We start from the raw sequence: 16,086 nt of genomic DNA, 5'->3' as shown, positions 1-16,086 counted from the left end.
TTGTTAATGGGCAGTACGAATGCAGCGAATGTAGCTGGAGTTATTGATCACACAATGCTAAAGGCAGACGCGACAAAAGCGGAAATTATTCAGCTTTGTGCCGAAGCCAAGACGTATCATTTTGCCACCGTATGCGTGAATGCAGGCTGGGTCGCTCTTGCAGCTGAACAGCTGGCAGGCTCTGGCGTCGGCATTACGACGGTAGCGGGCTTCCCGCTTGGCGCAACGACTTCAAGGGCGAAGGCAGCGGAAGCGGAAGACGCCATTGCCTGCGGTGCCACAGAGGTGGACATGGTGCTGAACATTGGGCTGCTGAAATCAGGTGATGAAGCAGGCGTGAAGCGTGATGTCGAAGCGGTTGTGGCAGCTTGCAAGGGCAAGGCGATTGTTAAAGTCATTTTGGAAACAGGCTTGCTGACGGATGCGGAAAAGGTGCGGGCTTGCGAAATTTGCAAGGAGGCTGGTGCTGATTTTGTTAAAACTTCGACGGGCTTCGGTAAAGGCGGCGCCACAGAGGAAGATATCGCGCTAATGCGCCGTACAGTAGGGCCGGACATGGGGGTTAAAGCTTCCGGAGGCGTACGCGATTTGGAAACCGCACTGAAAATGCTCGCTGCTGGTGCTACTCGCATTGGGGCAAGCGCAAGCATCGCCATCGCGAGTGGCGGTAAAGGCGAAGGGTATTAGGTGAAATGGGTATGAGTCGTTTATCTTGGAAACGGCAGTGGATGACGGATGTTCGGGTGAATGTGCTGGCTGGAATGACGGCTACGCTCGCGCTGGTGCCGGATTCACTGGCTTTTTCATTTATGGCGGGAGTGCCGCCCGTTGTCGGTATTTATGCTTCAATTTGTATCCTGCTCGTTACGACGTTTCTTGGCGGTCGTCCGGGGATGATTTCTGCAGCGGCAGGCTCGATGGCGGTGCTGATGCTGACGCTCGTAAAGGAGCATGGCATTGAGTATTTGTTCGCAGCAACGATTTTGACGGGGATTTTGCAATATTTAATGGGTGTATTTAAGCTAGGCAAGCTAATGAGGTACGTGCCGCAGGGCGTGCTGACGGGGTTTATTAATGCGCTGGCGATCCTCATCCTCATTTCGCAGCTGCGGTATTTTCAGGGCGAGTCCTGGCTGATGTATGCGTTAGTGGCGGCGACGCTGGCCATTATTTATTTTCTCCCACGTTACTTCAAGGCGATTCCTTCCCCGCTGGTGGCCGTTGTCGTGCTGACCTTAGCCGTTTGGGTGTTTGGCATGGACGGAGTTACCCGAGTTGGTGCAATCGACGCATCGCTGCCAGCGTTTCTGCTGCCTAATATTCCGCTTAGCTGGGAGACGCTTGCGATCATTTTTCCTTATTCTTTGTCGCTGGCAGTCGTTGGATATACGGAGACGATGCTGACGCATAATTTGCTCGATGAGATGACTGGTGAGCGTACGGACAAAAATAAGGAAATGCGCGGACAAGGCGTTGCAAATGTTGTTGCGGGATTTTTCGGTGGCATGGCGGGCTGCGCGCTCGTAGCGGAATCGGTGCTCAATGTGAAAATGGGCGGGAAGCATAGGCTGTCTACGCTCGTTTCCGCTTTGTTCCTCTTGCTGCTCGCCGTTCTGTTTGGCGATTTGCTGGCGCAGGTGCCGATGGCGGCTCTTGTCGGCATTATGATTATGGTCTGTATCGCCATCTTCGACTGGCGCTCGGTGTTCAAGCCGCGCAGTGTGCCGCTTGCCGAAACGGTCGTGATGGTGGCGACGGTAGCCGCCGTACTGTTCACGCACGATTTGGCTGCTGGCGTCCTGGTTGGCGTACTTATCAGCTTCGTCTGGTTCGTTGTGTCGGTGTCCCGCAAGCTGCACATTCATAGCGAATGGGAAGGCAGCAAGCGGATTTATCGAGTGCATGGACAGCTGTTTTTCGCTTCCTCCTCTGGTCTGGAAGAGCTTATTGAGCTGGACTGCAAAGCCGATGAAATTCATATCGACCTTAGCCAGTCGCGCATATGGGATCATACAGCGCAGCTGGCACTCAATAAAGTGGTAGAGCGGCTGAAGGCTAGCGGCAAGGAAGTGACCGTGAGCAAAGGGGCAGCCTTGCAAAGCTAAACGGGTGCATGAGCTTGTGCCTATGCCTGTGCTTGTGCTAATCAGCTAAGCAACCCATATTATATTGGCTGAAAACCAAAAAGATCGCTGTCCCCAAGGCATTAAGCCTGGCGGATAGCGATCTTTTTGTTGATTCATAAGCCCGTTCATAAGCATGTTAACCTTATTCGGTTGGGCTTATTGTGCTGCGCTAGCTTCTGGAGAAACAGCTGCATCCGGATTAGCGCTTGCGTCTGTTTCCGTTTCATCTGTTTTCTCTTCAAGCGTATTGGTAATCGTTGCTTTATCGCGAATCTCTTGAATCCAAGTAGCTGATTTCTCTTGAATTTGCTGATTCAGCAGCTGCTTGCGGATTTCTTCCTTCTTCTCTTCAAAAGTTGGGGAAGTAGCCGCTTTAAAGCCGGTTTTCTTAATAATATGGAAACCGAAGCTCGATTTAACGACGTCGCTGATTTGATCTACTTCGAGTGCGAAGGCTGCTTCCTCGAAAGCAGGGTCCATGACGCCTTTGCCGAAGAAGCCAAGATCGCCACCGTTGTCTTTCGTGCCTGTATCGGTCGATTTTTCTTTCGCCAACGTTGCGAAGTCGCCGCCATCTTTCAATTCTTTCAAAATAGCGTCTGCTTCTTCTTGCGTAGCTACCAGAATGTGCGAAGCTTTAATCTCTTCACCTGTGCCATAGGAAGCTTTGTTTTGCTCATAAGCTTCTTTAATTTGATCATCGGTAATGGTAATGGATGGCTCAAGCAGCTTGCGGATTTTCACTTGCGTCTCAGCATCTTTACGCAGGCTCTCCAGCGTTACACCGTATTGTGCCAGCGCAGCATTGAATTGCTCGTCCGTGCCGAAGCTTGCTTTTAGCGTATTAATTTCTTCATCGATATCTGCTTCTGTAATTGTAACATTGGAAGCTTTCGCTTCTTGCGTAATCAGCTGCTGCGTAATCAGATTGTCGAGCGTCGTTTTGCCGCCTGATTTCAGCATTTCTTCGTAAAGATCCTCTTTCGTAATGTCCACTTTGTTAACCGTTGCAACGGCTGCATTGCTGCCACCGCCGAATACCGGTTTAATAGCGACGATTACTAGCAAAATAGCCAAAACAGCCGAAAGTGCAATCCATGCTGTATTGCCGCTTTTACGAGGCGGGGGATTTGATCCACCCAAAGGCGCCCCTCCTGCTGCATATGGTGAAGCTGTTGTTGGTTCAGTCGTATGTTGATTGTCCTCGTGTGTGTTGGTTTCTTGCTCCGCAGCATTTTTTAATTCTTCTTCTTTACGCTGCGATTCTTGGTTATCCATTCTTCAAACTCCCTTCATCATCGTACACGCTTTTTATAATGGGTTCGCGAAACGTTGCAGTGATCAGGGTCAGCTCACCGTAACCGTTTACGCTTGTCTAACCTACTATAACAAAACTTAGGTTAAAAAACCTTAATCTTAAATAAAAATAAAGGAATTTGAACACGGTCGGCTTTTTTTGCACCGTTCGACCAAGCGGTGTACAATGGAAGAAGCAAGCGCTTTATATGAATCTGAAATAAAAAAAGAAGTTTCGCGACTTTTCATTTAAATAGTAGAGAGGATGTTAATCGATGACGTATTTGCCTGCAAATTCCCGCTATGATGGGATGAAATACAATCGTACTGGCCGCAGCGGACTGCTGCTTCCAGCAGTATCACTGGGCCTCTGGCACAACTTTGGCGGTACGGATCGTCTAGAAAATGGACGGGCGATGGTTCGCCGCGCTTTCGATTTAGGCATTACCCATTTTGACCTCGCTAATAATTATGGGCCGCCTGCCGGCTCCGCAGAGGAGACGTTTGGCCAACTGCTCAAGCAGGATTTGGCTGCTTACCGCGATGAGCTTATTATTTCCACAAAAGCCGGATATTATATGTGGAAAGGCCCATACGGCGAGTGGGGCTCGCGTAAGTATTTAGTGGCCAGCCTCGATCAAAGCCTTAAGCGTATGGGACTGGAGTACGTAGACATTTTTTATCACCATCGTCCAGATCCGAATACACCGCTTGAGGAAACGATGGCTGCGCTTGACCATATCGTTCGCCAAGGCAAGGCGCTCTATGTTGGCTTGTCCAACTATAGTGCGGAGCAGACGGCTGAGGCTTCCCTTATTTTGCAGCGTCTTGGCACGCCATGCCTCATTCATCAGCCTTCTTATTCGATGTTCAATCGCTGGATCGAGGATGGTCTGCAGGATGTTCTCGATGCGGAAGGCATCGGCTCCATCGTGTTCTCGCCGCTAGCAGGCGGACTCTTGACGAACCGTTATTTAAACGGCATCCCTCAGGATTCCCGCGCGGCTGGACCAAGCGTATTTCTGCAATCCGATCAAATTACGGAAGCAAAGCTTGAAAAAATCAAGCTGCTTAACGCTCATGCTGCGGAGCGCGGGCAGACGCTTGCGCAGATGGCGCTCGCATGGGTACTGCGCGGGGGCCGTGTAACATCGGCGCTGATCGGCGCAAGCCGTGTGGAGCAAATTGATGATAATGTTGCAGCGCTCAGTACGCTTGATTTCTCTAGCGATGAGCTGGCTCGTATTGAATCGATTTTAAAGGGTTAAGACAAGCTAATTCAGTGATGATGAACCATTCCAAATCGCAATTGTTTTTTTCGAACGCCAAGGCCCTGCGCCTTGGCGTTTTTGCTTCTCTCGCTTTCGTTAAGGCTGTATAATAAACGGGACAAATGCCAAACATTGTCGGATGGGAAGTGAGCCGCTTGAGCAACATGTCTCTAAGGGTCAAGGGACTGCTGGTTATTGTATTAATTACCTTCATTCCACTGCTGTTTGCCGGCATTATTAACTATATGGGCTTAAGGCAGGGAATGATCGATTCTGCTACAGAGAAAACATTAAGCCAATTAAACAGCAGTGCGAATAATTTGTCAGCTTGGCTAGCAATCAGGCGGGCAGAAGTGCTGGTCATTAGCCGAACCGATGTCGTGCGTTTTGGAAAAGCTGAAGAGAAGCTCAGCTATTTCAACCGTGAGCTAGTGCGGGCAGGCTTTGCCTTTCGTTCCCTTGGCTTCGTGGACAAGGACGGCATGGCGATTCGTACGGATGGCGCAGCACTCAATTTTAAGCAGCATTCCTTCTTCCAGACAGCCATTAAAGGGAAGGTGCTGATTAGCGACCCTTTCAAAGCGAGCTTTTCGCCTAAAGAACAATTTATCATGGCTGTTCCAGTCTACAATGAGGACAATCAAATTACCGGAATCGTATACGCATCCATTGATATGGATATGATTATTCCTTATTTGCAAATGGACAAGCCGGATGAAGCTACCTTCTGGCTATATAATGAGGAAGGCGTCGTTTTATTCTGCTCGGAAGAAGGCGTATTGCCGAAGACAGCAATGATGAACGGAGCTTTACAGGAAATACAGGTAAATCAGAAGCTGCTTTCTGAACAGGCCGGCATGGAAATTTTATCGTCTAATATGAAAGAATACGCTGTATTCCACTCTAAGGTAGAAGGTATTGCCGCTTGGCATTTCATGCTGGAAATGCCGATGTCGGATTTAGAGATCGGGACGCTGCCGGTGTTGCTTAGTACGCTGCTGACGCTTGTAGGCTCAGAGCTTGTCATCGTGCTGCTGTGCTATCTGTTTTTTGCCAATATCGTCAATCGATTGAAAAATATATTAATCGTCACCGAGCAGGCTGCCGCTGGCCAATTTAATGCAGAGCATCTGTCAGAAATGCCAGGAGACGAGGTAGGAAAGCTGTCGCGATCTGTGAACGGCATGGTCGTGCGTTTAAGAGGAATGTTTGAGCGGCTGGAGGCAGTTATTAATCAAAATCAATATTCCTTTGTTGTCCTCGACGAGCAGTACCGTATTTCATATCTCAATAAGAAGGCCGAGGAAATGATTGGCTACAAGACAGAAGAAGTATCGGGGCATGCGACGCCGCTGCTGTTCATGGACATGGAGGAAATCCGCATAGCAGCAGAGGAGCTTGGGGAGAAATTGGGCCGTGAGGTGATACCGGGGATTGACGTGCTCAAGGAGCTGCGCAATGACCAGTTTTCCTACGAGCGGGAATGGACCTTTATTTCAAAAAATGGCAAACGCATTCCCATCCTGCTCAGCACGAATGGCCTGCGGGATGCAAATGGCAAATTTACCGGAGCTGTTGGCATGGTTCTGGATATAACCGATAAGCTGCAAGTGGAGAAATCGCGCAATCGACTGCTTGATATCGTTGGCTCTGCCAAGGATTTAATCGCTTCGGTCGATTCCCAGGGCGAAATGATCTACATTAATCAGGCGGGCAAGGAGATGCTCGGAATCCATGAGGAGGAAATGGATCTTTCTTCGCTGAGTGGGCATCTGAGCAGTGAAATGTTCTTTTATCTCATGAATGGCTCAGAGCTGGCCAAGCAGTACGGGTATTGGGAAGGCAATGTCGAAATTTTGACGAAGAACAAGCAATTGAAGCATGTATCGCTTGTGCTCGTTTCCCATCATAATCGCAGAACAGGAGAGGACTACTTCTCCTGCATTGCGCGGGACATATCGGAGCAAAAAATCATTCAGGAGGAGCTGCTTCAGGCGTCGCAGGATGCGGCGGAGGCGAATGCGGCCAAGGGCAGATTCCTTGCCCTCATGAGCCATGAAATTCGTACGCCGCTGAACGGCATCATCGGGTTGACCCAACTACTCAAACGCACGGGATTATCCTATTCGCAGAAGGACTATGTGGACAAAATCAGCACGTCATCGGAATCTTTGCTGCGCATCATTAATGACATTCTTGATTTCTCCAAAGTAGAGGCTGAGAAGGTCGAGGTTGAACTGCTCGCCTTCCATCCGGAGGAGCTGCTTGGCCGGGTAGCGGATCAGCTCAGCGTCTTTATGGGCGGCAAGGAGCAGTTCGAGTTTTTAATCCATACGGCTTACAATTTGCCTAGCACGCTGCTTGGAGATTTGCTGCGGCTGGAGCAGGTGCTGCTGAATTTATGCATCAATGCGATTAAATTTACGAAGAAAGGCCATGTTAGTCTGCGTCTTGAAGTGGTAGAGCTGCGGGATGCGGAAGTACAGCTGCGATTTGTCGTTGAGGATACAGGCATCGGCATGAGCGAGGAGCAGCTTGGCAGGCTGTTCCAGCCATTCAGCCAGGCGGACGGATCTACGACGAGGAAATATGGGGGCACAGGCCTTGGTCTTGTCATCTCCCAAAAGCTCGTCACGCTGATGGGCGGCAATCTCGTCGCGGAAAGCAAGGTCGGACGCGGCAGCAAATTCAGCTTCGTTATTACATTCCCTATGCTCGAAGAAGCCCCGCCTTACAGCATGGAGCTAGGCGAGGAAATGATTGGACAGCCAGTGTGGATCGTCGAGGACAGCCAGATGATGCGCCATCATTGGTGCGAAAGGCTGGAATCATTCCAAATGGCCCCGGTTCCCTTCGCTTCTTGGAAGACGGCGCGGGAACGGCTGCGCCGTATCGGTGCCGGAGCGATGCCGAAGCTGATTTTGCTCGATATGGAGATGCCCGATATGTACGGCGCGGAAACCTGGCTCGATTTCCATCAGGAGGCCGAGGCGGCTGGCGTAAAGACAGCCGTGCTGACCACTTCATTCGGTCGGGACGAAATGCTGCAAATGCCAGAAAAGGATCGTCCGCTTGCCCTGCTTACAAAGCCAGTAACCCGTTTAGCTATGCTTAACGGCCTGAGAGGGATGTTAACGGAGCGTTCCTTTATTCCTCCTTGGAATAGGGCGATGAGCGAAGTGGCAGTTGTACAGCTTGAAGAGCGCAATGCTAAAATCTTGCTTGCCGAAGATAATAAAATTAATCAAATCGTCGCTCTGGAAATGTTAAAGGAACGGGGCTACGAGGTCGGTCTTGCCGAAAATGGACATGAGGTGCTGGATATGCTGGAGCGGGAGGAATGGCATCTCATTCTCATGGATATTCATATGCCGGAAATGGATGGCATGGAGGCGACGCGGTTTATTCGGGCCAATCCCAAATATGACGGGCTGCCGATTATTGCGGTTACCGCCAATGTGCTGCGTGCCGATCATGAGCAATACAGGCAGCTTGGCATGGATGATATTATAACGAAGCCAATCAGCGCCGGCTTTCTTTATTCCGTACTCTCGCACTGGTTGAATCAGACGGGCATATTGCCGGTACCAACGTTATGGGAGGATGAGCCCCATGTGCAGCCGCAATATGAACAGGCAGCCTATTCCTCGCTGCCGGTCATTCCGGGTGTGGATTTGCCGGAGGCGCTCGCCAGAGTGAATGGCAAGCTTCCGATATTGATGCATATGTTAGAACAATTTCAGGCCGATTATCCTTCATTTATCGACAGGTTAATCGCTTCAATGACAGAGAGGGATCTCGTTACCGCCAAGCGTCTCGTGCATACGCTTAGGGGAGCGGCGAGCCATTTATCCGCTTATCAACTGGCGAATGCAGCGACGGAACTGGAGCTGATCTTCAATCAGGAAGATATAGACGAGGAGGAATGGAGCCTGAGGCTTGCAAAGCTGGAAGAAGAATTGATACATTTGCTCAGATGTTTGGAGAAAAACAAGTGACAAAAGTTCGACAAAAACCCCTAACAATTCTCTAACAAATTATTGTAGTCGGTCATAGCTATATTGTATAGTAAGAGGACAGACTTAATTCGACAGAAATCTTCAATCCCAATAAGGGGTGACGCCAATGTATAAAGTAATAGTTATAGAAGATGACGTCATGATGAGTGATATGCTGTCTATGTATTTGTCAGAGGAAGGCTATTCTGTCAAACAAGCAGGATTGGCAAATGACGGCTTGCGTATTATTTCGGAATTCGAACCTGATTTGGTTTTGCTGGATCTTATGCTCCCGGATATGGATGGGATGGAGATATGTGCATTGATTCGCGAGCGTTCGAATGTGCCTATTATGATTTTATCCATGAAAAACGAGGTGTCAGAACGTGTGCTGGCGTTGAAGTCTGGTGCAGACGATTATATGTGCAAGCCATTCAGCATGCACGAGATGACAGCGAGAGTCGAGGCGTTGATTCGCAGAGCTAACATTAAGCCGGCCGGAGTGGAGACGGAGCAAGAGCCAGGCGAAGAGGAGCGGAACCCGATTCAGCTTGATTTTGAGCGGAGATTGCTGTTAGTCAGAGGGATGCTGGTAGAAACAACGTTCTCGGAATATGAAATTATGAAGCTGTTTTTGGCGTATCCTGGCAAGGTATTCAGCAGGGAAGAGCTCATTAATGCCATTCGCGGCTTTGATTCCTTTGTCACCGACCGTGCGATTGATGTACACATTGTGAATCTGCGGAAAAAAATCGAGCAGAACCCAAAGGAGCCTCGTCTCATTCGAACCGTTTGGGGCTTCGGCTACAAGTACACAGCCCAGAATTCCTCAGTCAGCCAGGAGAAATAATAGCATGCATTTAATTAGGAACCGTCTGGCTTATCCAGACGGTTTTTTATATGGAAAATAACATTCTAACAACTATCTAAAGGTAATTGCCGTTATTTCCTAATTATTGTATGAGAATATAGATTTAACTTACTATTGGATCGAAGGATGGGAAATATGAGGGAACAAGTCATTGCATTACTGCCTGCAAAGCTGAATGCCTGCCGCGAGCTAGGCCATATGCTGCTGAAAGTGCAGAATGCAAGCAAGGGGCTTGCTGCAGTACTGGTGCAGCTTGACCATTTTTATCGCATTATCGGAGCTAGAGGGATGGACTATGGCTGCGAGGTGATGCAGCTTATTGAAGAGCGGCTCGTGGAGGCTGGAGCGGACAGGTCTGCTATCTGGCAATTGAACGACAGTACTTTTCTGGTTGCAGCAGTGCTGGATGCCGGTCAAGCGGATGGATACAGCATGCTTGAACGTTTCAAAACAACGGTGCAACACCCCGTAGGTTTTGGTTCCGATCGATTTCATTTAACGGCCAGTATTGGCGTGAGCCTGTTCCCGCAGGATGGAGCGACCAGCGAACAGCTCATTTGTCATGCGGAGACGGCTCTGTATAGCGGCGTTTTAAAGGGAGAGGGGCAGATTTCTTATTATTTGCAGTCGGCAACAGAGCAAATCAACCGGCATTTGGAGCTGGAGACCGCCATTCGGACGGCGCTGTATAAAGGGCAATTTCATTTAAACTACCAGCCCATCTATCAAGTGGAGACGGGCAAGCTGCGGGGCTTCGAAGTGCTGCTGCGGTGGAATCACCCGGAGCTTGGCAGTATTCAGCCAGCTGAATTTATTCCCTTTGCCGAGAAAAACGGCATGATTATGCCAATTGGCGCATGGGTAATCAAGCAGGCCTGCCGCATGCTGGGTACCCTGCCGGACCAAGCTGCACTGATTATGTCCGTCAATATTTCGCCGACAGAGCTTGCAGAGTACGCTTATGCTGACATGGTGCTCAACACGCTGGAGGAGGCAGGAATACCGCCACAGTGTCTACAGCTGGAAATTAAAGCAGGCTATAATTATGCGAATTGCGAGCGATCCATTAAAGCTTTGACTAGGCTGCATGCGAGCGGTGTATTTATTGCGCTGGATGATTTCGGTTCTATGCATTCGTCGCTGGCGAGTTTGCAGCATCTGCCAATCCATGCCCTTAAGCTGGACCGATCCTTTGTTAGAGAGATAGATAAGGAAGGCGTTGAACACCATATCGTGGAGGCGATGATTGGGCTCCTGCATAAGCTGGGCATTTGTGTCATTGCTGAAGGGGTTGAATATGTGAAGCAGTACGAGCTGCTGCGAGGCTGGGGCTGTGATTACATGCAAGGGTATTTGCTGGGCCAGCCCGCACGACCAGATATGCTGGATTTAACTATGATTCGCAAGCCTGAACGAACAGGCGCATAAGCTTCTAATATAAAGCTTGCCCGAGCGAGAGCGATAGGGCAGGCTCTTTTTTTCCTATATGGGTTGAGAGAACATGCTAATAAACGCAACAAAGCCTCCAAATCCACTGTCGCAGCGGTAGGAGGCTTTTCTGAAATATAGGATTAAATGAGTGATGCAATCCGCAAATGCTTTGGTTACATCGCGCAGCCATTTTTTCGCTTCAAGGCGAAGAAGTCGCTTACGCTTGTTTAGGTTGGGGATGTTGTTCCTTTAAGTCCAGTGGGGGCCAGAGGGTGTTTAGCTAACTTCCAGATAAAGTTTAGTACCATCGCTGTATTGAAAAATAGCAACCTCACGTACGACTTCAACTTTAGAGATCCGTTTCCATTTTTTTCGAAAGTCGAAATTGAGTTCCATTTCACGCAGTTTATGATGAAGCTGCTCAACTGACGCGGCTTGTTCGTTAGTATAATAAACAGGTACAGAACGACTTTTGAAGGTAATGATTTTCATCATGACCTTGTCCACCTCCGATCGTTTTTTCCTATTCTATCCTAAACGTTTTAGCCGCTTATGAAACAGCCGTAAGAATATTGTTTAATTTGCTTATATATTTCTAACATATAGTGTAAGCTGAAAAACTGCTACTTTCCAGCTAGGATTACATACTGTAGGGCTGCAATAATGGCAAGATGCAATGGATAGAAGCTGCGCCAGAGACTGCGAGGAACTTTGATGGAATCAACCGCTTGCAGCATGCTTGGCGAGTACACAAGCAGCAGGGTTGCGACAACGCTGAACAACTGAATGGTCCAGCCCATATAGAATAAATAAAAGATGTTGAGCAGCAGGTGAGCCGGGGCCATACCGTGTTTCGGGACATAGCGGTAGATGAGGACGAGCACTAGCAAATAGGCGCCGTAGCTGCACGGAACGACTTCAAGCAGCAGCAGTAGAAAGGCAGCCAGTGACACTTGGAGGGCAGGTCTCGACTTCAATTGGTCCAGAAGCTTGAGGGAGACAAGACAGACGAGCAGAGTGCCCACCGTGTTGATTTCCCAAGTGCCGAAGGCCAGGGAATATGGGATTTGCGATAAAGCGGCAATGGCGGTCATACGCCACAAGTATTGATTGATGTTTTTCGTGCGGAAATACCCAATGACTAACGCATAAGCATAAAGCGGCATGGCAAGCCTGCCGATGATTCGCCAAGTATCATCTTGGGGAAACCAGATCAAGCCAATATGATCAAGCAGCATCGTAACCATTGCGATAATTTGCATATTCATCCCCCTAAGCTGTGACTATTATAGCATGGGGTTATGAACGGGAGAAGAACAGCATTTTACGTGTAAAGCAGGGTAATGACAAGCAGCTCGTAGAGAACGAGTGGAAGAATGGCATTCTGTGGAGGAATGAAGGCGCGCGGGTCCTGCACGGTACAATGCAAATACAGCAGGCAGCGGTCGACATGTGCAATATAGCCTTCGTACACTTGGCCATCCATCGTGTGCACACGCACGGGCCGGTGCATATGTCCGTGGCACAAACGGTGAATCTGCTCCTGTACTTGTTGAACCATAGCCGTATGCGCAGGCTCTGCCTGATACAGCACAGCCGCCGCTTGCTCCGCTGCTTTTGCTTGCTCTGTCATATGAACATCGCTCCTTTGCCCCGCAGTATGCCAGCAGGGAGTTTCATCCTAAGTTAAGCTATATGCGGGAGAGGAAGGGATGATGCCATGTAGGTAGATAAAGGCGGAACATCGTGCTTTTTAGGACTAAAACTGATAAAATATGGAGGGTAATCATAGGTATGAAGTGCCCCTTTTTTAGGAGAAAATGAATAGGGTAAGGCTAGTCAGAATGACGGAGGTGCCATATATGTTAGAGGTAAGCTTTAAGAATCTGGGATCTATCAAGAACGGAACGGTTAAGTTAAACAAGCTGACGATTCTTGCTGGAGAAAACAATACAGGTAAAACGTATGCAAGCTATGCGATATACGGATTACTTAAGCACCTCGCGAATGTAGAGGGTACTTACCCAACTATAGATTCGGCTGATTTAGATAACGAGGGTGAAATTAAAGTTGATTTTAATGATTATCTGGAAAACTATGATGAAAGAATTTCAGCCATTAATAAAGAATTTTCCTCAGACTTATATAAAATATTTGGCACGAACCAAAATGCTTTCCAGAAAAGCCTTGTAGAGGTGAACCTTGATAAGGAACGCTTTAAGAATTATGTAATGAATACTGGTTTGAAAGGGGGTACGACCTTTGGAAATTTTCTGTTTGCTTTTGAAGTGAATAAGGAACAGGGTAATGCTCAAGCAGTTATTTCCTATTTTTACAAAGATGATGGTGAGAGGTTTAGTAACCCTTTTGTAAAGATGCTCATGAAGTCTGATTTAGATGATTTTCTTTTTAAACATTTTAAAAATGATGTATTTATACTACCTGCTGAAAGATCAGGTTTAAATTTATTTTATAAAGAGCTAAATGCTAACCGAAATGAACTAGTCCACAAAATTGGAATTGATATGTTAAATGAGCCTGAACAGTTTAAATCGCATTTAAATAAAGTTATTACGGCCTATTCTACTCCGATTTCGGATTACATTACCTTTCTGAATCGCCTAGAAAGATATTCGAATGTAGAAAGTGAATTTAAAGATTTGGCAAGTGAACTTCAAAGCAGTATTATCAAGGGTTCATATGTTATTGAAAACCAAAACATCGTGTATCAGCAGATGAACGACAAGGGAAAAGCATCGAAGTCGAAAAACGAGGGTATACAACTCCATGTTGCATCGTCTACTGCTAAAACATTGTTCGGTTTAGTATTTTATTTGAGTTATATGGCTGAGAAAGGCCAAACACTTATTATAGACGAACCAGAGTTAAACTTACATCCTGATAATCAAAGAAAAATGGCAAGGATTTTGGCTAAATTAGCTAATAGGGGGATAAATGTTTTAATATCAACCCATAGTGATTACATAATTAAAGAGTTTAATAATCTGCTAATGTTAGGAAAGGACTTCCCTGATAAAATTGAGTTGATGAAAAAATATAAATACTCGGAAAGCGAAATTTTAAAGCAAGAGGATATATCCCCTTATGTATTTATTGATAATAAAATCAAACCGATGGAAATAGATGATTTGGAAGGCATAATCGCAGAAACATTTGATGATGTCATAAACCAATATAATGATTCGGTTGATGAAATATACTTAGCGATAAGGGAGGGGCTAGAGAATTGAGTGAAATGCTTGATGCCCTTGAACAGATTATAGCTCGATCTTATAGGATATTCCCGGACAATAATAATTTATTGACAATCCGAGAGGATAAGAATAATAGCGGTAATTCCTCCCTTGGTTCTTTCGTGAGCTTTAAAAAGACAGGTAGAATATTCAGCTTCACATTAGATATTGATAATTCCAACCCATTTCCCTACTTCTCAGAAAGAACAGGTTTGAAAGGCAAAAATGACGCCATAATTTTTGCGGAGAAGGATGGTAAAATATTTATATTGCTTTTAGAATTGAAGTCTAAAAACCTATCCACTTCTATGAAACAGCTACGCAGTGGTGAGAATTTTGTTCAATTCATTGTCAAGACCATCGAGCTTCATTTTAAAGGAGCTATAAATGAGCAGTTGGAGTTTAGGTACCTCTTATTTACTACTCGAAAAATCCCGAAAAAACGTACGGCAAGGCTAATTATTAATTATCACGATAACAAAGGTAAGAAGGTTGCAGAAGAAGATAGCAATCGGGCCTATGCATTAGTAGATTTTTTGAAATAACTGGGCATGCTTAGAATGGAATCATTAGTTAAAAAGTATACAAGTAATATTAAATTTTAAACAAGCGTGAACCCCTGTGAGGGGGGTTCGCGCTTGTTTTTTAGCATAACTTATTTAATCACGCCGCAGGCGATGCGAGCACCCGAGTTGCCGGATGGATCGGTGACGTAATCATCTGCTTTCTCGTGAATAACTAGAGCGGCGCCGCCTGATTTAATCAGCGAGTTAGGTGCGTCCTTGGCGAGCGTCACATTTTTTGAAATGATCTCAGCTTCGATTTTTCCGGTAGCGTCTACTTGAATATTGGGCAAATCGCCAGAGTGGAAGCCTTTGGGATTGCTGAACCCGTGCTGCTTGCTTAGCGGATTGAAGTGAGCCCCCGCCGACGTAAACTCGGGAGCCTCGCATTTCCCGGTTTCGTGAAAATGGATGCCGTGCATGCCGGGTGCGAGCTGCTCCGCCGCAAGGCGAATATGTACACCGTCAGCTTGCTCCTGCAGGCTTGCTTTGCCAATGACCGCACCTTTGCTATTCATGAGGTCCAGCTTGATCTCCGTAGTGGGGATCGATTTTACAGCGGCATGTGCCATAGGGAGGGAAGCGCCCCCTAGTGCTAGGCAGAGCGTTGTGACGTATATGGTTTTTTGAATAAACATAAGTTTTCCTCCATTTCCAGTGATGCCATTTAATATGCCCCGTCAATCGCTTGCCTATGCGGAAATCAAGGAATCCCATATATGCGCTTGTCATAGCATACATGTCCATACCTCTCTACTCTATTTGCATATGATATATCAGAAACCATGAGAGAGGTGGCATATATAATGTCAGTTAAATCGAAATTCCAGGTGAAAAACATTAAATCAGCGTCGCGCCAATCGAAACGGGCTCGTACTTCTTCTTGCTCCTGTCAACGCCAAGAGTCAGCAAATGAAAACAGAAGCAATGGTTGTCATCGCAGAGATCCGGCAGTTGAAGGGGTACAGGATGCTGGTAAAGTATTAAGCAAAATTTTCAAACGACTGGAAAATGAAGAGGTTGCCGAAAAGCTGGTAAAAGCGATCCGCTGCCATGATGCCCGGGCCGTTCAAAACATTATCGGCTGCGATTGTAAAGTCGTTCACTTCTTCTGCACGCAGCGTTCCGATTGCGTTAGAATCTGCTGCTCGTTCGGCAGAGACCACGAGGTTACAATATCGTTTGATATTTGTATCAAAAGAGAAAACAATAACCGCTACTAGCCCGCGATTAGATGCCAGAATAAACAAGAACCGCCAGGCCCTCCGAGGGCTTG

The 16,086-nt window shown here is 47.2% G+C and carries 14 protein-coding genes; 9 read left to right on the top strand and 5 right to left on the bottom strand.

The annotated features are described in order from the left end of the window. Positions 1–6: 6 nt before the first annotated feature. Both deoC and AC50YG_RS21470 read left to right on the top strand, forming a co-directional pair. Entirely contained in the window at positions 7–687 is a 681-nt protein-coding gene (gene deoC / locus AC50YG_RS21475) for a deoxyribose-phosphate aldolase (protein ID WP_473756842.1), read from the top strand. A gap of 11 nt (positions 688–698) precedes the next feature. Then, the gene (locus AC50YG_RS21470; RefSeq protein WP_494829432.1) at positions 699–2,105 is read left to right on the top strand and encodes a SulP family inorganic anion transporter; all 1,407 of its coding nucleotides are present in this window, start codon (positions 699–701) and stop codon (positions 2,103–2,105) included. A gap of 177 nt (positions 2,106–2,282) precedes the next feature. Here AC50YG_RS21470 and AC50YG_RS21465 read toward each other — a convergent pair whose 3' ends face one another. Further along, the gene (locus tag AC50YG_RS21465; RefSeq protein ID WP_473756839.1) at positions 2,283–3,404 is read right to left on the bottom strand and encodes a foldase protein PrsA; all 1,122 of its coding nucleotides are present in this window, start codon (positions 3,402–3,404) and stop codon (positions 2,283–2,285) included. A 293-nt stretch (positions 3,405–3,697) separates the two neighbouring features. On the opposite strand from AC50YG_RS21465, the gene mgrA reads away from it, so the two are divergent. The 4 genes from mgrA to AC50YG_RS21445 all read left to right on the top strand — a co-directional run bounded on the left by mgrA (position 3,698) and on the right by AC50YG_RS21445 (position 10,990). Beyond that, complete coding sequence (mgrA, locus tag AC50YG_RS21460) at positions 3,698–4,690, top strand: L-glyceraldehyde 3-phosphate reductase (RefSeq protein WP_494829430.1); 993 nt, start codon at positions 3,698–3,700, stop codon at positions 4,688–4,690. Between the two features lie 167 nt (positions 4,691–4,857). Beyond that, a complete protein-coding gene (locus AC50YG_RS21455; protein ID WP_494829864.1) occupies positions 4,858–8,691 on the top strand; it encodes a response regulator in 3,834 nt (1,277 codons plus the stop codon). Between the two features lie 127 nt (positions 8,692–8,818). Then, positions 8,819–9,541, top strand: coding sequence for a response regulator transcription factor (locus AC50YG_RS21450; RefSeq protein ID WP_494829428.1), 723 nt, complete (start codon positions 8,819–8,821; stop codon positions 9,539–9,541). Positions 9,542–9,697: 156 nt separating this feature from the next. After that, positions 9,698–10,990: a putative bifunctional diguanylate cyclase/phosphodiesterase gene (locus AC50YG_RS21445; RefSeq protein WP_494829426.1), complete on the top strand. Its 1,293-nt coding sequence runs from the start codon at positions 9,698–9,700 to the stop codon at positions 10,988–10,990. A gap of 279 nt (positions 10,991–11,269) precedes the next feature. Here the strand turns inward: AC50YG_RS21445 and AC50YG_RS21440 are convergent, their stop codons facing one another. The 3 genes from AC50YG_RS21440 to AC50YG_RS21430 all read right to left on the bottom strand — a co-directional run bounded on the left by AC50YG_RS21440 (position 11,270) and on the right by AC50YG_RS21430 (position 12,626). Next, positions 11,270–11,488: a hypothetical protein gene (locus tag AC50YG_RS21440; RefSeq protein WP_046229519.1), complete on the bottom strand. Its 219-nt coding sequence runs from the start codon at positions 11,486–11,488 to the stop codon at positions 11,270–11,272. A gap of 128 nt (positions 11,489–11,616) precedes the next feature. Next, positions 11,617–12,255 carry a TraX family protein gene (locus AC50YG_RS21435; RefSeq protein WP_494829424.1) on the bottom strand — a complete coding sequence of 213 codons (639 nt, stop codon included), beginning with the start codon at positions 12,253–12,255 and terminating at the stop codon, positions 11,617–11,619. 62 nt (positions 12,256–12,317) lie between these two features. Next, positions 12,318–12,626, bottom strand: coding sequence for a hypothetical protein (locus AC50YG_RS21430; protein WP_494829422.1), 309 nt, complete (start codon positions 12,624–12,626; stop codon positions 12,318–12,320). A 229-nt stretch (positions 12,627–12,855) separates the two neighbouring features. Here AC50YG_RS21430 and AC50YG_RS21425 point away from each other — a divergent pair, with 229 nt between their 5' ends. Both AC50YG_RS21425 and AC50YG_RS21420 read left to right on the top strand, forming a co-directional pair. After that, positions 12,856–14,244, top strand: coding sequence for an AAA family ATPase (locus tag AC50YG_RS21425; RefSeq protein ID WP_494829420.1), 1,389 nt, complete (start codon positions 12,856–12,858; stop codon positions 14,242–14,244). Beyond that, positions 14,241–14,792, top strand: coding sequence for a hypothetical protein (locus AC50YG_RS21420; protein ID WP_494829418.1), 552 nt, complete (start codon positions 14,241–14,243; stop codon positions 14,790–14,792). The genes AC50YG_RS21425 and AC50YG_RS21420 overlap by 4 nt, the downstream gene beginning before the upstream one ends. A 110-nt stretch (positions 14,793–14,902) precedes the next feature. Here AC50YG_RS21420 and AC50YG_RS21415 read toward each other — a convergent pair whose 3' ends face one another. After that, positions 14,903–15,448, bottom strand: a complete 546-nt coding sequence (locus AC50YG_RS21415; RefSeq protein ID WP_494829416.1) for a superoxide dismutase family protein — start codon at positions 15,446–15,448, stop codon at positions 14,903–14,905. A 168-nt stretch (positions 15,449–15,616) separates the two neighbouring features. Between AC50YG_RS21415 and AC50YG_RS21410 the strand changes: the two genes are divergently transcribed. Beyond that, the gene (locus tag AC50YG_RS21410) at positions 15,617–16,033 is read left to right on the top strand and encodes a hypothetical protein (protein ID WP_494829414.1); all 417 of its coding nucleotides are present in this window, start codon (positions 15,617–15,619) and stop codon (positions 16,031–16,033) included. The last annotated feature ends 53 nt before the right edge of the window (positions 16,034–16,086 follow it).

This window comes from Paenibacillus sp. J31R34 (genome assembly GCF_059383715.1).
The sequence above is the reverse complement of the archived record's forward strand: the minus strand, read 5'-3'. Positions and strand labels throughout refer to the sequence as shown.